23 protein-coding genes, 3 tRNA genes and 1 pseudogene are annotated in these 23,650 nt (G+C 34.8%); 15 read left to right on the plus strand and 12 right to left on the minus strand.

Features of this window, described 5'->3' with window-relative positions:
* Positions 1–128: 128 nt before the first annotated feature.
* The 4 genes from LS66_RS07160 to LS66_RS07175 form a co-directional block, all read right to left on the minus strand.
* Positions 129–593 (minus strand): hypothetical protein, encoded by a 465-nt coding sequence (locus LS66_RS07160; protein ID WP_034368692.1) that lies wholly within the window; start codon positions 591–593, stop codon positions 129–131.
* 237 nt (positions 594–830) lie between these two features.
* Positions 831–907 (minus strand) — tRNA-Arg (locus LS66_RS07165).
* Positions 908–999: 92 nt separating this feature from the next.
* Positions 1,000–1,076: transfer RNA gene (locus LS66_RS07170), tRNA-Met, on the minus strand.
* 82 nt (positions 1,077–1,158) lie between these two features.
* Positions 1,159–1,233: transfer RNA gene (locus tag LS66_RS07175), tRNA-Gln, on the minus strand.
* Positions 1,234–1,454: 221 nt separating this feature from the next.
* Here LS66_RS07175 and LS66_RS07180 point away from each other — a divergent pair.
* The 8 genes from LS66_RS07180 (at position 1,455) to glf (ending at position 8,527) form a co-directional block, all read left to right on the plus strand.
* Positions 1,455–1,892 (plus strand): DNA starvation/stationary phase protection protein, encoded by a 438-nt coding sequence (locus LS66_RS07180; RefSeq protein ID WP_034368405.1) that lies wholly within the window; start codon positions 1,455–1,457, stop codon positions 1,890–1,892.
* Between the two features lie 156 nt (positions 1,893–2,048).
* Positions 2,049–3,116, plus strand: coding sequence for a bifunctional 3,4-dihydroxy-2-butanone 4-phosphate synthase/GTP cyclohydrolase II (locus LS66_RS07185; protein ID WP_034368408.1), 1,068 nt, complete (start codon positions 2,049–2,051; stop codon positions 3,114–3,116).
* Between the two features lie 56 nt (positions 3,117–3,172).
* On the plus strand, positions 3,173–3,373 hold the full coding sequence (locus tag LS66_RS07190) for a hypothetical protein (protein WP_034368411.1): 201 nt from the start codon (positions 3,173–3,175) through the stop codon (positions 3,371–3,373).
* Entirely contained in the window at positions 3,345–4,181 is an 837-nt protein-coding gene (locus LS66_RS07195; RefSeq protein ID WP_138091971.1) for a DUF4422 domain-containing protein, read from the plus strand. The genes LS66_RS07190 and LS66_RS07195 overlap by 29 nt, the downstream gene beginning before the upstream one ends.
* Positions 4,178–5,110 carry a DUF4422 domain-containing protein gene (locus tag LS66_RS07200; RefSeq protein ID WP_034368477.1) on the plus strand — a complete coding sequence of 311 codons (933 nt, stop codon included), beginning with the start codon at positions 4,178–4,180 and terminating at the stop codon, positions 5,108–5,110. Before LS66_RS07195 ends, LS66_RS07200 begins: the two co-directional genes overlap by 4 nt.
* 61 nt (positions 5,111–5,171) lie before the next feature.
* The gene (locus LS66_RS07205; RefSeq protein ID WP_138091974.1) at positions 5,172–6,299 is read left to right on the plus strand and encodes a glycosyltransferase; all 1,128 of its coding nucleotides are present in this window, start codon (positions 5,172–5,174) and stop codon (positions 6,297–6,299) included.
* Positions 6,300–6,379: 80 nt separating this feature from the next.
* Positions 6,380–7,423, plus strand: a complete 1,044-nt coding sequence (locus LS66_RS07210) for a glycosyltransferase family 2 protein (RefSeq protein WP_034367701.1) — start codon at positions 6,380–6,382, stop codon at positions 7,421–7,423.
* Positions 7,424–7,426: 3 nt separating this feature from the next.
* Complete coding sequence (glf, locus tag LS66_RS07215) at positions 7,427–8,527, plus strand: UDP-galactopyranose mutase (protein WP_034367704.1); 1,101 nt, start codon at positions 7,427–7,429, stop codon at positions 8,525–8,527.
* A gap of 6 nt (positions 8,528–8,533) precedes the next feature.
* Here glf and LS66_RS07220 read toward each other — a convergent pair.
* The 8 genes and pseudogenes from LS66_RS07220 to accB all read right to left on the minus strand — a co-directional run bounded on the left by LS66_RS07220 (position 8,534) and on the right by accB (position 16,942).
* Positions 8,534–9,513: pseudogene (locus LS66_RS07220) on the minus strand (SLAC1 anion channel family protein).
* A 323-nt stretch (positions 9,514–9,836) separates the two neighbouring features.
* A complete protein-coding gene (locus LS66_RS07230; RefSeq protein ID WP_034367707.1) occupies positions 9,837–10,517 on the minus strand; it encodes a hypothetical protein in 681 nt (226 codons plus the stop codon).
* Positions 10,518–10,548: 31 nt separating this feature from the next.
* Positions 10,549–11,349 carry a hypothetical protein gene (locus LS66_RS07235; protein ID WP_034367710.1) on the minus strand — a complete coding sequence of 267 codons (801 nt, stop codon included), beginning with the start codon at positions 11,347–11,349 and terminating at the stop codon, positions 10,549–10,551.
* 85 nt (positions 11,350–11,434) lie between these two features.
* The gene (locus LS66_RS07240; protein WP_034367713.1) at positions 11,435–13,093 is read right to left on the minus strand and encodes a hydrogenase small subunit; all 1,659 of its coding nucleotides are present in this window, start codon (positions 13,091–13,093) and stop codon (positions 11,435–11,437) included.
* A gap of 86 nt (positions 13,094–13,179) precedes the next feature.
* Entirely contained in the window at positions 13,180–14,358 is a 1,179-nt protein-coding gene (gene pseC, locus LS66_RS07245) for a UDP-4-amino-4,6-dideoxy-N-acetyl-beta-L-altrosamine transaminase (protein WP_034367718.1), read from the minus strand.
* A 15-nt stretch (positions 14,359–14,373) separates the two neighbouring features.
* The gene (locus LS66_RS07250; protein ID WP_034367721.1) at positions 14,374–15,063 is read right to left on the minus strand and encodes a hypothetical protein; all 690 of its coding nucleotides are present in this window, start codon (positions 15,061–15,063) and stop codon (positions 14,374–14,376) included.
* A gap of 31 nt (positions 15,064–15,094) precedes the next feature.
* Entirely contained in the window at positions 15,095–16,459 is a 1,365-nt protein-coding gene (locus LS66_RS07255; protein WP_011115038.1) for an acetyl-CoA carboxylase biotin carboxylase subunit, read from the minus strand.
* Positions 16,460–16,468: 9 nt separating this feature from the next.
* Positions 16,469–16,942: an acetyl-CoA carboxylase biotin carboxyl carrier protein gene (gene accB / locus LS66_RS07260; protein WP_034367723.1), complete on the minus strand. Its 474-nt coding sequence runs from the start codon at positions 16,940–16,942 to the stop codon at positions 16,469–16,471.
* Between the two features lie 93 nt (positions 16,943–17,035).
* Here accB and dcd point away from each other — a divergent pair, with 93 nt between their 5' ends.
* The 7 genes from dcd to LS66_RS07295 all read left to right on the plus strand — a co-directional run bounded on the left by dcd (position 17,036) and on the right by LS66_RS07295 (position 23,630).
* Positions 17,036–17,602, plus strand: a complete 567-nt coding sequence (gene dcd, locus LS66_RS07265) for a dCTP deaminase (RefSeq protein ID WP_011115036.1) — start codon at positions 17,036–17,038, stop codon at positions 17,600–17,602.
* Positions 17,603–18,327: 725 nt separating this feature from the next.
* A complete protein-coding gene (locus LS66_RS07270) occupies positions 18,328–18,636 on the plus strand; it encodes a hypothetical protein (protein ID WP_034368604.1) in 309 nt (102 codons plus the stop codon).
* A gap of 15 nt (positions 18,637–18,651) precedes the next feature.
* Positions 18,652–19,377, plus strand: coding sequence for a hypothetical protein (locus tag LS66_RS07275; protein WP_138091977.1), 726 nt, complete (start codon positions 18,652–18,654; stop codon positions 19,375–19,377).
* Between the two features lie 124 nt (positions 19,378–19,501).
* Entirely contained in the window at positions 19,502–20,398 is an 897-nt protein-coding gene (locus LS66_RS07280; protein WP_052057510.1) for an outer membrane beta-barrel protein, read from the plus strand.
* A complete protein-coding gene (locus tag LS66_RS07285; RefSeq protein ID WP_034368059.1) occupies positions 20,398–21,084 on the plus strand; it encodes a C39 family peptidase in 687 nt (228 codons plus the stop codon). Before LS66_RS07280 ends, LS66_RS07285 begins: the two co-directional genes overlap by 1 nt.
* Positions 21,085–21,349: 265 nt before the next feature.
* The gene (locus LS66_RS07290) at positions 21,350–22,258 is read left to right on the plus strand and encodes a hypothetical protein (protein WP_034368057.1); all 909 of its coding nucleotides are present in this window, start codon (positions 21,350–21,352) and stop codon (positions 22,256–22,258) included.
* Positions 22,251–23,630, plus strand: a complete 1,380-nt coding sequence (locus LS66_RS07295) for a flagellar hook-length control protein FliK (protein WP_052057509.1) — start codon at positions 22,251–22,253, stop codon at positions 23,628–23,630. The genes LS66_RS07290 and LS66_RS07295 overlap by 8 nt, the downstream gene beginning before the upstream one ends.
* The last annotated feature ends 20 nt before the right edge of the window (positions 23,631–23,650 follow it).

Below are 23,650 nucleotides of genomic sequence, written 5' to 3' on the forward strand. Positions count from 1 at the left end.
TTGTTTCAATGAGTGCATATAACTCTTCTTGAAGAGCATTTCTTTGCTTTCTATCCATAGCCTTAATTTCTTCTAGTGTTTTCATTGTGTCTCCTTTTTTGTAAGTTTAATTTTTGTATATCTTTGTATCATTTAAAATCTTTCAAAGAATCAATAAAATCCCTCAAATACCCTGTTTGATCTGCTACCCAATCATCTATGGTGTAATCCTCATCGCAATCACTATCCTCATCATAATAATCCCCGCCCTCAAAGTCAGCAGGATCATCATAAAGCTCCATTTCTTCGTGCTCTAGCCATTCTTCTAGTGCTTTAATGAAATCAGAAAGTATTTCACCATTAAAATTTGCTTTTTCAAACTCCATAACCACTTTAAAATTTGGCGGAAAAATCACATTGAATTTTTCATCACTTTTAAGTGTCCCATTGTCCCAGTTGTCATTCTCATAGTTTAAAATATCCTTAATAAACTCTTTTTGCTCCTCTTTGCTCAAATTCATCAGTCCAGCTTTTAACTCATCACTATCATTGTTTTTATACTTCTCAAAAAGCTCTTGCAACGCATCTTTAGAATCTGCGTTTTCATTTTTCATTGTGTCTCCTTTTAAAGTCAATTTCACCAAACCTTGAATTAATACAATACTTGGTTATTTTTTTTTTTTTTGTAATACTATACTATTTTAATTTATATCAAAATTAAAATAGTATTAAATATATTAAATATAGTATTAAATTGTGTAAGCGAATCTACTTAAATCAATGTGTCTCATATTTTAAATTTTGGTTGTGTAAAAGTTAAGATTAAGGATATTGTTTAAGAAGTATTTTGGTGGTACGCCCAAGAGGATTCGAACCTCTGACCTACGGCTTAGAAGGCCGTTGCTCTATCCAGCTGAGCTATGAGCGCATTTTGCTAGTTTTTGGGTTTTAAGTAAAATAAAGTGCGCATTTTAACATAATATTAATGCAATTTTCAAGCAGGGATAAATTTATGAAAGTTGGTTGCGGGAGAGGGATTTGAACCCCCGACCTTTGGGTTATGAGCCCAACGAGCTACCGGACTGCTCTATCCCGCGTTCTAAAATTCTTAAAATTGAAAGATAAGCTACATCATTTTAAAAGAATTTACAAAAAGAGCTTCATAAATTTATGAAGAAATGGCTGGGGTAAAAGGATTCGAACCTCTGAATGCCTGGACCAAAACCAGGTGCCTTACCGCTTGGCGATACCCCAATAATAAATGTGAGGCGTAATTATAATGAGTTTGTATGTCTTTGTCAAGAGAGAGAATGCGCTAATGATAAACATAAAAGCACACAATATGAGGAAGTTAAACGTGTTACTTATAAAGATATTTACTTAGAAGTTACTTCAATATCTTAGAATATTAATATTCCCTCACTTACCCACATATTAGGAGAGTGAGGGAAAATTTTGAGACTAAGGACATAAAGATGAGCAAAGTTGTAGATAATTTAAAACAAATTCAAGCTGATGCAGCAGTGTTTTATGTGAAGGTGCATAACTTTCATTGGAATGTTAAAGGTATGGACTTTTATCCCACACATAAAGCTACTGAAGAAATCTATGAAAAATATGCTGATGTATTTGATGATGTTGCAGAACGTGTATTGCAAATCGGTGGAAAACCTTATGTAACCCTTGCAGATATGCTAAAGGCTGCAAAAATCAAAGAAGAAAGCAAAACAAGCTTTAATTCAAAAGAGGTTTTAAAAGCGATTCTCTCTGATTACGAATATTTCCTCAAAGCATTTGAAGGACTTTCAGATGAGGCTGAAAAAGCTGGAGATAATGTGACTCAAGGATACGCTGATGATAAAGTAGGCGAATTGCAAAAAGCCATTTGGATGCTTAAAGCCACACTTGCCTAAACACTCTTGTATTTCCACATAAATGATGAGAATCTAATTTTTGGATTCTTATCATCTCTCCCTTTCCTTATCTCTAAAACTTTTTAAGATTGATTCTGCAAAGAAATTTATTTTGTTTTTATATAATCTTTAATAAAAGCACATTAAAGGTTAATAATGTATCATAAACGTATCAAAGAAGCCATAGAAGCAATTAAACAAGGCGAGATGATTATTATTATGGATGATGAGGATAGGGAGAATGAGGGTGATTTAGTGATGGCGGGAATCTTCTCTAGTCCTCAAAAAATCAACTTTATGGCGCAAGAAGCACGAGGGCTTATTTGCGTATCTATCACGCAAGAGCTTGCTCAGAAGCTTGATTTGCCTCCAATGGTGCAAAAAAACGATAGCAATCACGAAACAGCCTTTACCATTTCTATTGATGCAAAAGAAGCAAAAACAGGTATTTCAGCCTTTGAACGCGATATGACTATTAGACTTATGTGTGAGAGTAATACCAAGCCAAGCGATTTTGTGCGTCCCGGACATATTTTTCCGCTTATTGCTAAAGAGGGAGGAGTGCTTGTGCGCACAGGACATACAGAGGCAAGTGTAGATATTTGCCGCCTTGCAGGAGTTGCGCCTATTAGCGTAATTTGTGAGATTATGAAAAAAGACGGCACAATGGCTGGGCGTGGGGATAAATTCTTGCTTGATTTTGCTTCTCAACACCATTTAAAGATTCTATATGTATCAGATATTATCCAATACCGACTTAATTTTGAGAATCTCCTGCGCGAGCTTACGCGCGAAAATGCTGTATTTATGGGTGTAGAATGTGAAAAAATTACTTTTATAGATCATTTAGAACGTGAGCATATAGTTTTTGGATTTCCTCATAAAGGCTCATCATCTAATGAACCAAAGCCGCTTATACGATTTCATAATGTGCGAAGTGATTTGGAGCTATTGCAAAATGCTCAAGAATGGAATGCTCTTCTTAAGAGTATTGAGTGTTTGAAAGAAAAAGGGGGATATTTGGTATTTTTAAATACGCATTCTGAATATGCAAACACATCTAAAACTTGTGGTGATATAAAAGATTTTGGCATCGGTGCACAGATTCTTAAAAGATTGGGCATTGAGGATTTTGTGCTTCTTAGCTCTTGTGGTGGGAGTAAAGGCGAGTATAATGCCTTAAGTGGTTTTAATTTGCACTTAGTAGAAAAGATTGAAGTATAGAAAAATTAAGATAAAAAAGCTATACTATGCTTTTTAATTTTTAAACAGGATAAGTTATGCGTTCTCCATTATTGAAGATTCTCGTATGTTATCATAAAATAAGCCCAATTATTGCAAATGAAATATTACAGCCAATTTTAGTAGGCGCGAAAAATGCACCTAAGACATTGCACAAAGATTTACAATCTATGTGTCGCGCACAAGATATAGAACTTCTTAGAGACGATTGTGTTATCGGGGGGGGGGGGCACTCATAGCTTAAATAAAGAAATCTCCTCACTCAACCCTTACTTTTGCGAACTCACCGCAATGTATTGGGCGTGGAAGAATCTTGAAGCAGATTATTATGGACTTTTTCATTATCGGAGAGTGTTTGATTTCGCACCAAATACATTTTTTTCTCGCCTTAAATCAGCCTTTATTCCTCAAAGTCGTGTTATCGCTAAATATCATCTTGAATCTACCTTTATTACTTCGTATTTGCAAACACATCATATTGATATAGTTATTCCCAAGCCCTTGCCTTTACACCAAGATATAAATGCGTATGAAAATTTTGCGAAAGGAGGGCATAACATAAAAGATTTAGATAAAGCGATTGCCTATATTAAAGAAACTTATCCATTTATGGGAGATTCTATTACGCAGGCACTTTTTACAAATGGTGCGAAAATATGCTATTGGAATATGGCAATATGGCGTAAAGAGATATTTTTTGAATATTGTGAGTGGCTCTTTGATGTGCTTTTTGCTTTGCAAGAGCAAATTGATTATAAATCTTATGATGCACACGAAGCGAGAGTCTTTGGATTTTTAAGTGAGTGGCTTTTTAACGTGTGGCTTGCCTATCAGTTGAAAACGCGTAAATTGAATGTGCTTGAAGTAAAAAGTAAGCTTCTTTATAACAAGCAAAGTAAGTTTTTTGGCAAAGTCAGTGCGCCAGATTGTGAGCGGTATTATTTTTTATTTATCCGTATATATAAAAAATCTCTTTCGCCCCTCCCCCCTGCTACTCCACAGCCTCAAAAGTTTAAACAAGAATTTGATAAAGGGAATGAAGTATGAATATAAAGATTCTCGTATGTTATCACAAGGTAAGCCCTATTATTGGCAATGATGTCTTACAGCCAATTCTGCTCGGTGCAGCAAATGCGAGTGAATACACCATAGGCGGTTTGAAAACTTTGTGTGATAAGGCAGGAGTGCCACTTTTGTATGATAATAGTGGAGAGCATATCAGTGAGCTCAACCCTTACTTTTGCGAACTCACCGCAATGTATTGGGCGTGGAAGAATCTTGAAGCAGATTATTATGGACTTTTTCATTATCGTAGAGTGTTTGATTTTAGAGATTCTACTCATTTTGATATGCCTAGAACACAAAAATGTTATTATGATTCCATAAGAGGTTTTTTTAGTGATTTTTATCAACAATATGGGCTTAATCCTCAAAATATTATTGAGTCTCTAAAGGGTTATGATATAGTGCTTCCAACTTTGGTTATTGACCACGATGATAAGCAAAGAGCACAACATTTATCATTATATGAATTATATGATGAGGTGCATTATATAAAAGATATGGATTTAGCGCTAGAGTATATCGCTTCAAAATATCCACAGATGTATCAAATTGCATTAGATATACTCCACAAAAAACCTATACTTTGGCATATAGCAAATATGTATATTATGAAAAAGGCATTATATCTTGAATATTGTGAGTGGATTTTTGATATTTTGTTTGCCATTGAGCCTTTGAGTGCTTATAAAAATTATGATAGTTATCAAGCAAGAGTTTTTGGGTTTTTGAGCGAGCGATTATTTAATGTATGGATTGCTTATAAAAAAACACAAGAGAATCTTAAAATAAAAGAACTACCCTTAGTCTTTTTTAAATTTAGAGCAAAAAGAAAATGGCTCGGTTGGGTGAGTGATGGCAATGTCAATCGATTCTATGTGTGCAAACTACGAGTGCTAAAACGATATTTATGAATCCTAAATTTAAACTATTTTGCGGTTTTACACCCCTTTTATGTGCATTAAGAGGCGAAAAATGAACAATCATAATCCCCTCGTATCAGTGATAATACCAATCTATAATGTAGAAAAATATTTGAGAGAATGCCTAGATTCTGTAATCAATCAAACTTTGCGTGAAATAGAGATTATTTGCGTAAATGACGGCAGCACAGATAAAAGCGGGAGTATTTTAGAATCTTTCGCCCAAAGTGATAAGCGTATAGTAGCTATTCACAAGGCTAATGCAGGTGTGGCAAAAGCTAGAAATGAGGCTTTAAATCTTGCAAGAGGCAAATTTGTATATTTTATTGACTCTGATGATTTTTGTCCCTCGCACGATACACTTTTTACGCTCTATACCAATGCGGTGGCAAATCAAGCTCTTATTTGTGGTGGGTGTTTTAGTGATTATAAAAATGGTGTAATTAATACAGATTTTCCAAGTATTCTTTATGGCTATACTTTTACACACAATGGTTTTGTGGAATACAAAGATTATCAATTTGATTTTGGCTGGACACGCTTTATTTATGATAGAAAATTTTTAATAGATTCACATATTTTTCACCCACATTATACGCGCTATGAAGACCCTGTATTTTTTGTCAAAGTGATGATAGCAGCACAAAGATTCTATGCGCTTTCAGAGGTTACTTATTGCTATCGCATAGGACATCAAAAGTCTTTTCTTGCTTGGAGTGAAACGCACTGGAGCGACCAAAATAAAGGTTTGCTTGATGTGCTTTATCTTGCTAGAGCGCATAAACTTGATAAGCTTTATAATCTTACATTATCACGTGCGCGTATTATTGCTACAAACCTTACAGAGAGTATATGTGAGGGAAAAGGCAGTATAGAATCCCTGTGTATGCTCAATATGATTTTATCAGCTAATGAGATTGCTTTGCAAAATAGAGATATGTCTCACGCTCTTAATTTGGAATTTGAGCGCATACAGCAGAGGCTTAGCTATTTAAATCATCTTTTAATCTCGCCTTTACAACTTTTTATATTAATTCTCAAATTTTATAAACAAAAATTCAAATCCTACTTTCGTGTGCGACTTTTTAAAAAATATAGTGTGATAAAACTCTTTGGTATTACATTATATGAGAGATTTGCACAACGTGCAGATTCTTCGGGGGGGGGGGGTATAATGTAGCCTTTTATGCACCTTTTTTATTAAGTCTTATTTTAAAGAGAGAGCGACAATTTGCATTTATAGTTGTGAGGGCGGTATAAATGCGAGATTTTAAGCCCCAAGATAAGCCTTTAGTTTCAGTGATTATTCCAATTTATAATGTGGAGAAGTATGTGGCACAATGTTTAGATTCTATTATCAGTCAAAGTTATACAAACTTAGAGATTATTTGCGTAAATGATGGCAGCACGGATAGCAGTGGAGAAATCGTGCAAGAATATGCACAAAGGGATTGTAGAATCTGTTACTTTGAGCAAGAAAATCAAGGCTTGGGTGGTGCAAGAAACAAAGGACTTGATGAGGCACAAGGGGAGTATATTTATTTTATTGATTCAGATGATTATATTGATTCGGGATATATTGAGGGACTTGTTGATAAATGCAATGTTGGAATAACTCCTATTCAGACAAAAATGTTTTTTGTGCGTGGAGATAAATTAGAGATTTATAATCTCCATTTGGGTAAAAAAGGAAATTTTATGCTTAATCCATCACTGATGCCTTTTTTGTCTTTTCATATTGTCAATGTTTTGTTGCAAGCAGCAATAATAAAAACTTACCACATTCGCTTCCTTTTATCTCAAGGTGCTGAAGATAGCGAATTTTTCTATCGTTATATTATTTTTGCACCAAATATTTGTTTTATAGATACTGGTGCATATTATTATAGACAAAGGCAGGATTCAATCTTGGATTTGTTTAGAAATAGTGGCAATTTTCCATTAGAACCATTAGAATCTTTTAAAACGATTTATAGTTGGTATAAGCAATATGAAGTTTTAGAAAAGTATGGGCTACCCTTTAAACTTTTATATTCTTTTGATTTACATTCCAAAAATGCAGAGAATTACTATGAAAGTGCTAAAAATCTTGTTTTGAAGCTTAAAATTCCACAATCCATAATAAAACGTGATAGCCAAATGAAACTTATGTGCGACAATGATTTTTTAATGTTTGTGTGTAAAAGCAAATATGTTTTCAAAACTTTGGAGCGAAGTTTTAGAATCCGACTTTTTAAAGAATATAGTGTGATAAGGCTTTTTGGTAAGACATTTTACGAACATTTTAGAATTTTAAAGGAGTAAGCAATGAAAATAAAAAATTGTATTGTGGGAGCGGGATTGGCTGGGCTTACTTTAGCAGAGCGTTTAGCAAATGTGAGAGGAGAATCTGTGCTACTTATAGAGCGGAGAAATCATATCGGTGGAAATGCCTATGATTATAATGATGAGGGTATTTTGGTGCATAAATACGGCACACATATTTTTCATACTAATGATAAAAAAGTATGGCATTATTTAAATAAATTTAGCAGATTCTATCCTTATATGCACGAAGTCAAAGCCTTTGTAGATGGGCAGTTTGTGCCTGTGCCTTTTAATCTTAATTCTTTGTATATGGCATTTCCTGCAAAAATAGCACAAGATATAGAATCTACGCTTTTAGATAAATTTACCTATGGGAGCAAAGTATCTATTTTGGAACTACAAAAAGTGCCAGAATTGAAGTTTTTAAGTGATTTTATTTATGAAAAAATCTTTTTGCACTATACGCTGAAGCAATGGCAATGTGCGCCACAAGAGCTAGATTCTAGCGTATTTGAGCGTGTGCCTATAAGCATTAGTCGCGATAATAGATATTTTCAAGATACATTTCAAGGAATCCCTATGGAGGGTTATACCAAAATGTGTGAAAAAATGATTGAAAATCCTCTTATACATTTAAAGTTAGATTGTGATTATAAAGATATAGCAGATTCTATTGAGTGTGATAGAATTTTTTATAGTGGGGCGATTGATGAGTTTTTTAACTATGAATTGGGCGAGTTGCCTTATAGAAGTTTGCATTTTGATTTTGTGCGTTTTGAGAAGCCATATTTTCAGAGCAATTCTGTGATGAATTATCCTAATAATTATGATTATACACGTATTGGCGAGTATAAATATTTTTTAGATGCTAAAACATCTCATAGTATTGTAAGCTTTGAATACCCAAAAGCGTGGCATAGAGGAGAGGAGCGATATTATCCTGTGCCAAATGAACAGAGTGCAGCGATATATGAAGCTTATGCTCAAAAAGCAAAAGCACTGCATAATGTGCATTTTATCGGCAGGTTAGGGGAATATCGCTATTATGATATGGACAAAGTCATAGCTTGCGCGTTAAATGCGTTTGAGAATCTAGGCTAATTAAACCTATTCTTCTTTGCAAATATCTCCACGCAGTATCGCGCCAATAGTTTTAAGCCCCACAAATGCGATAATAATGCTTGCAAGCACAAGTGAAAAAAGGCTAAGTAGCTTAAAGGGGGTATATTGTGTTTTTTCGTATGCAGTAAGAAATGTGAGAGTGAGTGCAGCAAAGGGAAAAGTAAAAGCCCACCACGAGATGAAAAATGTGATTTTATAAAAATTTTTAGCGAGCACAAAGAGCAGTAGTGCAAAAGTGAGCGCAATATTTAGGAGAAATTGGGCGAATAAATCAAACTCACCGCCATTGATATTAAGATAGCCCAACATTGCCACAGCAGGAGGTGCAATAAAAATCGCAAGTGTGGGTAAAAACTTTTGGGCAAGCATTCCGTGAAAGATAATGCGATTAAATAAAATTGCTGTAAGGATAATCCAAAAAAACATTCCTAAAGAAAAGAAAAACATCAGCACATATTCATTGACAAATCCTACCCCTGAAACAGACACAAGGAGGTTGCCTGCAACGGGGATAAACCACGCAGGATTAGAATGCACTATTTGAATGTCTTTATTGAGCCAATAGGCAATAACATAGAATGCGACAAAGGTTTGAAATCCTACGCCAAAGCTAAAAAGAGCTAAAGAGAAAATGGGTATTTCGCGGAAAATATTTGAAAGCAACAATAAAGACATTGAAATAGTCGCAAAAAATTAATTTTAATCGGGTGGTTGAACTCCTGTAAAACCATTTTGGGGTATTTGATGATTTTGCAAAGATATAGACAAAAGATTATGAGTGCGAGTGTGGAAATGATAAAAGTGAGGGCTTGGTAAAAAAACAGCGGAACAAAGAGAATCTCTGCTGCTTTTTTATACGCAAGTGTAAGTCCTCCAAAGCCCATTGTGATAGCAAATAGCATTATGGGGAAATGTTGCAATTTTGAGTTTTTAGATTCTCTCTTTTCCACTTTTTGTCCTCTCATTATGTGTTTTGTTGTGCAAATATAATTTTACCATATTATGGCGCGAAGATAGCTTTATCTAAGTGATTTTAGAATCTATGTTTGCTTTTGTAGATTATTGATGAGGTGATAAGCAAGCTATCCCCCCCCCCCTAAAAGCAATCAAAGTTAATCTTTTCTTGTTTTTATCCTTGATGAATCCTTTTAGATTCCTCTTGGATTTCTAAAGAATTTATCTTTTTATTTAATATCTTTTTAGTATAAATAAATATAGTTTTCTGAATGGATATTTTAACATTTTTGATTCTAATTTAGATCTTTTATCCTAATGATTGATTGACATTCTATCTATTAATCTTTCCAATCCATTTTATGATATTGCCTTTTGAATCTATTTCAACACTTAAGTCTTTGTATTTATTATAGAATCTAGGAGCTAGGATTTCATTAAAGTATTTTGTGCCTTTCTCTGTTTGGGCTACCCAAAATCTATACATATCCCAATATTGTGGTGTGTCATAAGTGGAATACACATATTCATCATCACTCATATTTGGATACTTTTCTCTCACCTCTACCATATCTCTATTATAGGCATTTTTATAAAAGAAATTATCTCTAAAATAAATCCAAGCTTGATATTTATCTTCTTTTTGATGAGAGAGTAGATTTTCTTCTTTATCTTGTAAGCCACACATTCCAAATTCAATATATCCTGCTAAGAATAATTGTCCTACAATGTGAATGTATTCGCTGATGTAATTAGGTTGTGGGTCGTTGGCTAAGAGAGTTTCGTTTAGTTTGTAGGGGGAATCTGCAAAAAAAGCACTATACACTTCTTCTGTGCCAAAGGCTGCGACATAGCATTCAAAATACTCTAAAATATCCGCTTTTGTTAAATCTGGGATTTGCAAAAAAAGTTCAAAATCCCAATCATCATATCTTTTTAAATGACTATGAAATAAGTCATAAAACTCATAAAATACACCTTGATTCACTCCAGCTATCACTCTACCAATCGCCATTTTCTCCTGCCTTATTGTGGATTTTTATGCCTCATCTATTGATTGCTCCTATCCAACGCACTATATTTCCTTTCTCATCAATTTCTACGCTTAAGTCCTTGTATTTATTATAGAATCTAGGAGCTAGGATTTCATTAAAGTATTTTGTGCCTTTCTCTGTCCTTGCTACCCATATATTGTATTGAGACCAATATTTTGGAGTATCCCAAGAGGTATCGCTATACATTGTGCTATAACCGCAAAGAACAGAACCTCTTTCTTTATCTATGCGTCTTGGACAATCCTTTATGCTGTATTCTTTACCCTCATAAATCATAATATCGTCATCTAAATCCCTATTAAATCTCTTTGCATAAAAGAAATTATCTCTAAAATAGACCCAAGCTTGATATTTATCTTCTTTGTAATAAGATAGATTTGTAGGATAGTCTATCTTATTACTATCCTCATTATCACAATATGTACCAAAGTCAATGTATCCTGCTAAAAAGAGTTGCCCTATAATATTAATGTATTCGCTGATGTAGGTTGGCTTAGGTGGATTAGGAGAGAGGTTGTCGTCTAGGTTGTCTATGTGGTGAGTCCATATCATTATCTCATCACCCTCAATCCTTGAAGCCCAAAAACAACACAATATAGAAAATTCAAATAATTCTAAAATATCTGCTTTTGTGATGTGAGGCATTTGCGAAAATATAAGCAATTCAATATCATCATAACTATATTCATCATACCCTAAACTTACAACAAATTTTTTTCTCCACTCTTCATCATTGTAGAAAAAGCTAAGCCATTTTTTGTCTTTATCGTAAGTTAAAAATTTGCATTTCATCTTATATCCCCTTATCAATATGTATTTTAATATTAAGCTTTGGATTTCTACTATTAATGTCTATGGTTTCTCCTCCACTTGTAATTTATACTACTTTAATCCACTTTGGGAGATAGTTGGCAAATCTATCCTGTATAAGGGTATTTTCCATTAGATTTCCTTTAAATGCCACTTGTTCTAAGTCATAATATTTGCATAGTTCTACGAGGCTAAGGGATAGAATCTCACATATAGAACTTACCACACCATAGGCTACACCTTCAATCTCTAATCCTCCAAGTAGATAGCACAAAGGTAAGCGCAGAGATTTATCTATATCAATATTGCAGACTTCTTTACCATTGAGTTTCATATCAAGCTTACTTATATGAGTAAAGAGATAGTTTTGTGCATTTTCAAGGGTATCAAGTGCATTAGGGTTGCTCTTGCCAAACATTTCAGCAATGAGCTTTAAAATATCACTTACATTGTGAGAAGGCTCACCTTGAAAGTCTTGATTTATGTTTATATCAGGGAGTTGCTGTTGCACTCGCCATTGTTTATAATTTTCTACAAGCCGTGCCCCTAGTTTATTTCTTTTTGCAATTTGAGCAAGCAGAGTAGGGAGATGAGATTGAAAGCAAAGTGTGAGGAGGTTACTTTGCGATGATTGCGCGTATATGCGAGTGGGAGAGAGTGTATCAAGATCAAGGCACAATATCCTCTCACCCAAAGATTCTTTAAGATTATGAATGTGCGGTAGATTCTGTAATGTTTTTGACTGCCTAAGATAAGCATTCGAGTTATTCAGTGGCTCTTCTATGCGTCCAAAGCTATCCCAAAAATCAGGCTCGCTACACGCAATACAGCCGTGTCCTGCTTGAATAGGATAACTTGTTTTAGCATTAAACTTAACCTTTGGGCAGTTATTAAAAACATATGGTCCTTTACACCCGACTTTATAAAGACAATAGCCATCTTCCAAATGCGGGTCATCAAAGCTCTGCACAAAATCACCAGATTCAAACTTTGCTTTGCGCTCACACATATCGTGTAGATTCTTTCCATAGCTCCATATTGGACGATGAAGAGAATCTGTTGGGGGAAGCTCTTGCAAAAGGATATAATAGAGGATACTACCGATAATATTTGCCTCACTTGGCGGACAACCGGGTATGTTGATAATGCGTTGAGAAAGAAATGAATCTATCCCTATAGATTGCGTAGGATTAGGATATGCTGCTTGCACCCCGCCAAAGCTTGAGCAAGTGCCTACTGCGAATATTGCTTGAGCCTTTTGTGCTACTTCTTTACATTCTTCTTCGCCCGTGATACTATCTGCACCAGAGGTAAGAAAATGTGCGTGATTTCCTAGTGATACACCACCTTCAATAACGAGGATAAACTCTTTATCCAAAGTATTATGTAATGATTTTTTTGCGCTAAAGCCTACTGCCCCCATAATTGTTTCGTGGTATTCAAGAGTAATGTATTCAAGAAGCACAGATTCTATATCGGGCTTATCAAGGCGCAAAAAACTACTGCTACAACCCGTGCATTCTGCTAAGTGAAGCCACACAAGGCGTGTAGGTGGTTTGAGAGAAAGGATTTGAGCACATAGCTCTACACCTTCTTTGGGAATGCCTATAAGAGAGCAGATGTAGGATACCCATTGCACATTTACTTTATGGTGAGATTCTTTATATGTGGTTTTGAGAGTGTTAAGATGTATATTTAATCGCTCGAGTATCTGTGTTTTATCCATAGCTAACTCCATAGTGTAAAAAAGCTATTGTAGCTTACTCTATTTAAAGCTAGGTAAAATTAGCCTAATTTTTTGTTGCCATAGTATTATTTGCAGGTTTTGGTAATTATTTCTATAATATTTTGAGCTTGTTGAGTGCTAAGACTTTGATGACAGGGGATAGATATTTCAGAGAGATAGAATCTATCTGCATTTGGTAGGGATATGTCGCCAAAAAGCTTTTTGTAAAGGCTAAACTGATAAATAGGTTTGTAATGCACTTGCACGCCTAAATCTTGTGCTTGTAATCGTTGAAAAATATGCTCCTTTTGACACCATAAATGTGGATAGAGCAAAATAGGATAGAGATGATGGGAGCTACGAATATGTGAAGGTATAGCAATAATGCCAAAATTAGCATTATTTTTAAATGCTTCATCATAGAGTGTTGCGATATTATGGCGATGAGTGATAAAGGTATCAAGTTTTTTAAGTTGGCTAAGACCAAGTGCTGCACCTACTTCACTAAGGCGAAAATTCATACCTCCAAGAAGACAATCATAATTCCACAAAGATTTTTTTTCTACTCCGTGAGAGAGTAAAAGACGTGCATAGTGTGCCAATTCTTCATCATTAGTAAGTAATGCTCCGCCTTCCGCAGTAGTAATGGATTTGAGTGCGTGAAAGCTAAAAATAGTTGCATCAGCAAGTGAGCCTATAGCTTGTCCATTATAGCTTCCACCAAATGAATGAGAACTATCTGAAAAAAGTAAAAGATTGTGTTTTTGTGCAAGTGAGCGTAGAGATGATATTTCTACGCTTTTCCCACCATAATCTACGCTCACAATCGCCTTAATATGTGCTCTCTTAGGGTGAGTAGAGAGAATGTGCTCAAGTGCCTTTTCATCAATATTTCCATCATCTTTAACATCGCAAAATAGAGGCGTAATTCCCCATTGAAGCATCATATTTGTTGTGGCGACAAAGCTAATAGGCGTAGTGATAAAATAAATTTCCTCTTTATCTTGCTTTGATATTTTAGAATCTAAAGTATTATAAAAATGCGCAAGATGTGGAAAGTATTTATACATAAACGCACCATAAAGTGCGAATAAGGCAGAAGTGGCAGAATTAAAGCTTATAGCATATTGAACACCTATTTTTGAAGCAAGAGTGGCTTCAAATTCTTGTGTAAGAGCACCTTGAGTAAGGTGAGAAGATTTTAAGGCGAAATTTACAGCCTCAATGTCATCTTGCTCAATATATTGTGTGCTATAAGGTATCATTTGTTTGAGAATCTTTTAAGTTAAAAGCTCTTGAACACGTTGATTACTTAGCTTATCAGTATCGTGAGAGACACGGAAAAGAGAGCCAAATTTTTTCAAGAATGAGCCATTAGTATTTTGAGCATCTGTGCTATTGATTTTACCATTAGCAAGTTTATCGCTACTTTCTTGTGCTTGTTCTTGGAGTATTTGGATAGCATCTTTAATCTGCACTTGCTGTTCTTTAAGCACATCATAGAATTTTTGTGCATCAGAATCAAGAAGTTTTATATTAAGTTTTGGTGCATCAAAAATGATGCGCTCTTTATTGTCTTTGATGTTTTTAGAAAAGACATTGATTTCTTCAAAAGTTGCTTTTTTAATAGCAGATTCTACATTTTTTTTCAATGCAGACATTTCTTCTTTGAGATCTTCTTGTTCCCCTTTATCAAGCGTTTCTTTGCTTTCTTGAGCAAGTTTAGCGATTTTTTTTGCATCAGATTCTATACTATTAAGCGTTTTTTGCGCAATTTGCAATCTACCGATATTGCTATTAGTATTTTTGATATTTTGGCTCAATGGATTGTTTTTTATTTCGCTTGTATCTATATTTTTATTTTTTTCAAGTTTTTTATTTGTAGTTTGAGCGGCTCGTGTTTCTTGTATATCTTTTTTTTTCATTTCCTCTTTGGCGAGTTTTTGTGTTGTATTTGCGTTGATTTTCATACTCACTCCTTTATAAAATTATCCCGCCCAATCATTCTGTATCAAGCATATTTTGTTCCAGATACTTAGTATGAATCTTGGAAGCAAGGAAATCTTGATTTTTCATCATTTTTATATGGAAAGGCAAAGTTGTCTTAATCCCTTCAATGCAAAATTCCTTTAAAGCGCGGTGCATACGATTGATAGCTTGATTTCTATCCTCGCCCCACACGATAAGTTTACCAATCATAGAATCATAATGCATTGGCACACTATATCCTCCATAAGCGTGAGTATCAAGTCGCACATTTGCTCCACCGGGCGCTACCCATTTGGTAATTTTTCCCGGGCAAGGATAAAACTTCTCTGGGTCTTCGGCTGTAATGCGACATTCAATAGAATGCCCTTTAAAACTAATGCTTTCTTGGCTTGGAAGCTTTTCACCCTCTGCAATGCGTATCATCCACTCTACTAAGTCAAGTCCGCTTACCATTTCGCTCACAGTGTGTTCTACTTGCAAACGCGTATTCATCTCCATAAAATAAAAATCCTCATAATTTGCATCAAGCAAAAACTCAAAAGTCCCAGCACCTACATATTTAATATATTGAGCTGCCTTGACAGCAGTTTGAAGTAGTCTTTGACGCACTTCAGGTTTGAGCACTACCGCAGGGGATTCTTCAATAAGTTTTTGTTGTCGTCTCTGTGCAGAACAATCACGCTCACCAATGTGTAAAACATTTCCGTGCTTATCTGCGAGAATCTGCACTTCAATATGTTTAGGATTGCGGATAAATTTTTCCATATAAATTGTGCCATCGCCAAATGCACTCACTGCTTCAGATTCCGCTGCAAGGTAGAGATTCTTTAGCATTTCAGGTTTTTCAACCACACGCATACCTCTTCCACCACCACCTGCTGCAGCTTTGAGAATCACGGGATACCCAATTTCATCGGCGATTTTTTGTGCTTCTTTATAATCTTTTAAAGCCCCATCGCTTCCTAAAATCACAGGTACACCTGCTTCCTTCATTACATCTTTTGCTTTTGACTTATCGCTCATAAGGACCATAACATCAGCTGTTGGACCAATAAATTCTATGCTATGATGAGAGCAAATTTCTACAAAATTTTGATTTTCACTTAAAAATCCATAACCCGGAAAAATTGCATCAGCTTTAAGAAGTTCAGCTGCACTCATTATAGCAGGGATATTGAGGTAGCTTTCACTTGATTTGTCTCCGCCTACACAAATTTTTGCATCAGCTACATCAAGGTAATATGTGTCTTTATCAGCAGTAGAGTAAATAGCAATAGCCTCTTTGCCCATTTCTTGGATTGTTCTAATAGCACGCAGGGCAATCTCACCACGATTTGCAATGAGAATCTTTTGAATCTTTCGTTGTTTTACACTCATTATATCACCTTAGAGTTTTTCAACTTTAATGAGATTTGTGCTAAATTCTACGGGTTGCCCGTCATTTACTTCTATTGAAACAACCTTACAATCAAATTCCGCTTCAATTTCATTCATAATCTTCATTGCTTCAATAATAGCAACCGTCTGCCCCTTTTTAATGGTATCGCCGACATTAACATAAGGAGCTGCCCCCGGACTAGGAGAACGATAAAATGTCCCTACCATTGGCGAAGTAATAAAATGTCCGCTTGTATTTTTTGATGGAGTAGGTGTTTGTGTAGGCACTGCTGTAGGAACAGATTCTCCTGCCACAGGAGATTGAGAAATAACTTGCATAGGTGCTTGAGTAACAGCTGTAACGGAGCCACACGCACCTGCTTTTTGGAGTTTGAGTTCAAAACCCTCTTGTTTAATACTAAATTTAGCTATGCCGCTGTTGTCAAATAATTCCATAATCTTTTTGATTTCTTGCAAATTCATCATTGCACCTTTCATCTGTAAAATTTAATCTGCTATAATATCACAATTTTTCTAAGATAACAAAGTTTTTGCAAGATTAGTGAGGTAATAGTAATGGGATTAAAGTCGGATACTTGGATTAAAAAAATGAGCAAAAAGGGTATGATTGAGCCATTTTGTGAAAAACAAGTGGGAAAGAATATTGTAAGTTATGGACTTTCAAGTTATGGATATGATATTCGTGTAGGCAATGAATTTATGATTTTTACTAATATTGGTGCAAATCTTGTTGATCCCAAAAGTTTTGATGAACGCAATGTCGTGGAAATTACCACAGAAGAGAATGGTTATTGTCTTGTGCCACCAAATTCCTTTGCATTAGCGCGCACGATTGAATATTTTAGAATTCCACGCAATGTGCTGGCAATTTGTCTTGGTAAAAGTACCTATGCGAGATGTGGGATTATTGTAAATGTTACACCTTTTGAACCGGAGTTTGAGGGACATATCACTATTGAAATTAGCAATACCACACCCTTACCTGCTAAGATTTATGCTAATGAAGGCATTGCTCAAGTGCTTTTTTTAGAGGGAGATGAGACTTGTGAGGTAAGTTATAAAGATAAAAAAGGTAAATATCAAGGACAAAAAGGTATTACGCTCCCCAAAGTGATAAAATGATTCTGAAAAAAATACTTTCATTTATAGTTTAAAGAAATATTAAATTTTTTAAGCCTATAATTCTATCCTCTCTTAGAGATTTATCTAAGAGAGTAAATTTTGCATTTCTTTAATATAAGGAGTCGAAATGAATAAAGGTTTTGGTGGTTATCGTGTCCCGTTCGCGGGGGGGGGGGTATATCCTCACTCAATGCTAAGTCTAAAGACTTAAAAGTTTTTGATTCTTCGTATGCAATAGCGAATCTCAATAGGGTCAATAATATTGCAACCTTAAAGTAGAGTCAAAAAAATGAAAAATTTGCAAATAAAGTGTTTGAAAACTTGATAATTAAGCTTTGCTTACACTCATAGGAGTAAGCAGCACAGATACATTATAAAGTAGCTAAGTGCGCTAAGGAGGATAAATATCTTGCCCAACCAAGTAAAAGCACTGATTATGTAGATATGGGGCAGTATTTTGAATCTGCAAAGGTTATTTTCCTTAAATAAAGCGAAGTTCTAACTCGGATATTCGCTTTATTCTATATTCTTTATTATTCTTTAACTTGCATCAAGTATTTAAAATGTTAATTACAGACTGCATTGCTAATATTACAACCATAAATTAATAAAATTTTGTTTAAGTATTATTTAAATTTTTTACTATATAATGAAACTATTCTTAAACTTTATTATTTTTTAAAGTTTAAGAATAGTTTTCTAAAATTTTAAAAAAAGGAGTTCTTATGAACAAACTTGGTTTGGTTTTGACTTTATCTTTGGGTTTAGTTTTAAGTCCGCTTTGTGCAGTAGAATCTACTTATAAAAAGAATGTGCAAAACACATCTCTTTCACAAGCCGATAAAGAATTTCTTTTTGCTAGTAATGCTAATCATTTTAATGTAGTGGCTTTGAGTGATGAGGAAATGCAAAAGACAGAGGGCGAAGCAATAGACCCTATAACTGGTGCTTTCATTATTGGATTTGCTGGAGGAGCAGGATATGAGGCAGGCAGACAAGTTGTCAAAAAAATCAAAAAATGGTTTAGATGGTAACCAGGAGGGTAAATAATGAAATATTTACGCAAAATATTTTTAGGTTACTCTCTCTTTGGTGCAATGTGTGTGTATGCAGATACTTCAGATTTAAATCATTTGAGAATAGGTTTGGGCGGTATGTATGGACTATATCAAATAGATAATCAAGATGATGTTACCAAAAATGCTGCTGGTTATATTACATTTATCGGAAGAAATTCCTATATCAATAATCGCATTTTTGGTGAAGCAGGGGGTGAGATTCTTGGAGTTGGTGTAAGCAAAGCAAAGGGTAGTAAAAATGAGCCGTTCGTTTGGTATGATGCTCATATCAAGTTTGGAGTAAATATTGCTTCCCAAACAAATCCACTCTTTTTAAATGTAGCGTATTCATTTAATCATCAATGGAATGACGCAATAGGTAAAGACTTTAGGACAGGGCTTCATATGGCTGGATTAGATTTGCACGGCTTCATTCAAAGTGGCGCTAAGACAACTTATGAATACAATGTAGGCTACTACTATGTATTTCACGGCTATCACTATCTTGGCGAAACCCGCTCTGGCATAAATGATTATAGCTATGTGATTAAAGGGCATATAGGTTTTACACAAGATATTACACCAAAAGTAGGCTATTTTATGAATCTTAAGGCAAAGTATTTTCATCTAGCCGCTTCCAATTTTAATACACCTACCTTTAATCGCCCTCTTACTAAACATTTAGTAGGTGCGGTAGAAATAGGACTTCAGTTTTAAGGAGGCTTGAGAGATTCTTTAATAGAATCTCTAAGCTTGATTTGTTTCTAGGTTTTTATACTATTTGAGGGTAGTCTAAAGACTTAGGTTTAAAATACATATTTATAAAAGTAGATATAAGAAAATGAAGTTTAGAATCTTTGCATTATCTTTGTGTTTGCCCTTTGTGTTATGTGCAAAGCCTGTGAGTATTGATGAGATTTTCACACCAAAGAAACAATTTAAGATTCTAGGCTCATTTTCTTATGTTAATGTTATGCGCAAAAATTCAGCTCCTGCACTTATTTCTATTCCCTCAAGTATTCACGGGGTTAATAATATTGGTGATATTAAGATTCCCTTTTGGAATCACGAAAATGTCAATCAAGATTATTTGAGCTTCTCTCTTCAGGCACGATATGGTATCTCTAAACGCGTAGAGATTTTTAGCACTCTTAATGCCTTTTGGCAAAAAAGCATTACTGATGATAATGCTGGCAATTTTAACTCATCAAGCAATGGGGATTTTAGCTCATTTAGTCTTGGATTCTTGGCTGAAGCCAAAAGAGAGGGTAAAATGCCCTCATTACTTGTTGGTGGCAGTGCGGAAGTGATTGATAATACCTACTTCTCCTCTACCCAAAAGTCCTTGCAGTATGGTAAGAGCTATTCGCTTTTTGCCACGAGCTTTTATACGATTGATCCTATTGTATTTTTGCTTCAAGCTGGGCTTGGACTCAATCTCCCTAAATATTACAAAAATATAAAAATTGACAATGGAGAAACCTTTAGCCTTAGTCCCATAGTATATTTTGCGGTTAATCCCTATGTGTCTTTAAATTTTGGTGTGCGCTATAACTATCAGAGTAGAGATAAACTTAATAATGAGACTATTTCTTACACAGGTTCATCGTTAGGATACACCTTTGGTATAGCGTATGAAATCAAATCAAAACTCATTCTCTTTGCCGATGTAGAGCGAATGGATACGCATAATTTCTCAAGTAATGCGATTAATGTATCGCTTTCATATAGAATCTAATGCGTGTTCTTTGCATTTTGCTTATCTTGTGGGGCATTTGCCTTGCTGATGTGCATATCCATAATAATTCTTTGTATGCACAAAAGCCTATTGCCTCTTGGAGTGAGATTAAAGATAGAAATTTAACTAAACAGCAGTATGATTATAGCTGTGGGAGCGCTTCTCTCTCTACGATTTTGACTTATTATTACAACCAAAATATAAGCGAAAAAGATATTTTAGATTTTTTGCTCCTTAATAAAGGTATAGATATTAATAAAAAAGAGGAGATAGAGACGAATGAACAATTAAGAGAGAGTGTGAGTTTTTCATTTTCGGATTTGGCTTTGTTTGCCCAAAATAAGGGATTTAAGGCAGTGGGTTTGGCTTTGGATTTAGACGCACTCTCTACACTTAAAGCTCCTGTGATTATATATGTAAATGTGCGTGATATGGAGCATTTTAGCGTTTATAAGGGCAAAGATGAGCAATTTGTATATCTCGCAGACCCAAGTCTTGGCAATATAAAAGTAAGTATTGCGAAATTTGTAGAGATGTTTTATCAAAGGACAGACTTAACGCACCCGGGTAAGATTCTAGCCATTCTCCCCACACAAGAAAACCAGAGTGTCAATGGGGTATTTATGCAGCACACACAAGATTCTAAACTGACTTATGAAGGCATTAAGCACAGAATGATGAGATAATTAAAATATTTTTCTATACTATAACTATAAGCCATCATTGCAAAGGGCAAAATCTGCATTATATCACTATAAATTTTAAATCCACTTTTTTGCGCACTTTGGCTTTGTTGAGATAAAATACATAATGTTAATACCCCCCATTGTTTTATTTGCTTTTTTTACTCATTTTTTCCTTAATTTTTATATTTTATTTATTAAAACATAACTCATTTTGGAATATATTTTGCTTATCATTTCACATAATTAATTGCTTAAGGAGTGTAATATGTTAGATGCAATGCAAAATGCCATTTTAAATAAGCCAGATTCTATTTTAGAGAAACGTCCAAATTCTCCATCAGCAGAAATAACTAAATTAGAAAATAAATTTGAAAATATCCTTGCAAAGCAAGTAAAAGAATCTCAAGCTAAAGAGGCACAAAATAAAGAAGCTCAAACTTCTATTAAAGAATCTAAAGCAGATTCTAAGGGTAAAAATAATGCAAATGTCAAATCAAGCAAATTACCTACTCAAAGTGCTACTACCAAAAATGCTGCTGTGAATAAAAGTGCAAATACACCTTTTGATTTTAAAGATAAAGAAAATGTCAGTGAGGAATCAAAAATTGGTTTGCAAGAAAAAATTGCTAAGTCATCTAAAGAAGTTAAACCGCAAGATAACCCACTCCTAGAGGCTTTAAGTGCACCTCTTAGTGCAGGCGCAACTTCATCTCCTAAAGTTTTTAGTGATAAAAAAGAAGCAAAAGCAGAAAATAAAAACCAAAATACACTTGCTCAAAAGCTTCCACGCTCAACGACTTTGCCTCAACCCCAAAAAGCACAAAGAGACACAACACAAGATCCTAAGACGCTAGGTGATGTAGAATCTCTTGCTAAATCTAAGGGGCTTAATCCAGGCAAAATAACACTACAAAATGCAGAGAATCCCTCTACGCAGACACAAGAGATTGCCCAAGAAGTAAGAGAATCTAAGCCCAAAAGTATTCCAGCTTCGGCAAAAGAAAGCATTTCGTATGAATATGAAAATAATGTTGATAGAATCGCGATTGTGCAGCGCGGCGTAAAAAAACCTAAAAATATCACAAGCAAAATATCAAATGAATATCCGACTAAGAAGTCAGATGATGAGGGCACGGGTGCATTTTTCTTAAAGGATAGACCCCAGATTGGCTAAGGGGGAAATAGAGGAGGAAAACCTTCTTCGCAAAGCAATAGAAATAGCACCAAAAGCACAGATACAATCTGGTGATTCTGTTATTTTATCTCAACAAAGCACTAAAGAAAAGTTACTTAAAGTGCAAGGCGAAAATATGCAATCTGTGCAGTTACAAACCCAAGAGACACACGAGATTCTCATAAGTGAAGATAAGCCAAATAAACCTAAAAAAACAAAAAAAACTAAGGCTACAAAAAATAAAAATAATGTAAATGAGAATGCACTTATCAGTGAGGATGCACAGAAGGGTTCATTAAAAAAGAATGCAAAGAATAATAAAATAAAAAAAGAAGTGGATATTTCCCAAGATACGACCAAAACAGAATCTTTTGTAATGGCTAAAGGGGAGGTTATTAAAGAGCCTAAAAACATTATAGAATCCAAAATAATTGATGAGGCAAAAAATCTTAAAGCTGAAGAGAATCTTGCACCACAGCTACAAGGGAGTGTGCAAAAACACTCTGCTAAAATATCATCAAATAATACGCAGAGTGCAAAAAATAACCCTAATGTCCTATTGGAGAACTTGAGCACTTTAGCTAGCTTCCAAGAGAGAAAGCAGGAAAAAAATAATGAAAACAAAAAAGAGGTGCATAAGGAGAATAAAAAAGAGAAAAAGAGTGTAGTAGTAAATGAAAATAATGCCCCAAAAAGTGCTATGCAAATAGAAGAAACGCGCTCTAAAGTTGAGAATATATCACAACTTGGAGCAGATGAGGCTCAAATATCCAATGAACAAGAGTCGCATACTTTTGAGGAGATTTTAGCTACTACAAAGAGTAAGAAAAAACAAACAAAAGCTAAAGAAAGCGAAGAAAATCCAGAATCTAAAACAAAATCTACATTAAGCAAACAGAGTGTGGAGATGAATAATGTGAGGGAAAATCAACGCACACAGATTCTATATCGTTCCGCTTTGGCGCGAGAGAGTATGAGAAATTTTGCACAAACTTTGCGCGAAGAGGTGCTTAATTATAAACCGCCTCTTACAAAATTTTCTATGGAGCTGCACCCACAAAATCTTGGCACTTTAGAGCTTACAATTACCAAAAAAGGTAAAGATTTGCATATCCAAGTGGTTTCAAATGCTACAGCAGTGGGATTATTTTTGCAAAATCAAGCAGATTTTAAAAACAATCTTGCACAAGTGGGATTTGATAATGTGGATTTGAGCTTTAGTGCAAATAGCGGTGGTGGTGGCGGAAAACAATCTGAACAGAACGCTTCCCAATCAAATGAACACAATCAAGAAGGGAACAAAAATAGCTTAGAGGATTCCCAAATGGGCGAGATAAATGTGATGAATATCACTCTTCCCAAATATGCGTAGATTTTATAAACGGAGCGAAT

Source organism: Helicobacter sp. MIT 03-1614 (assembly GCF_000762925.2).
Taxonomy (GTDB): Bacteria; Campylobacterota; Campylobacteria; order Campylobacterales; family Helicobacteraceae; genus Helicobacter_C; species Helicobacter_C hepaticus.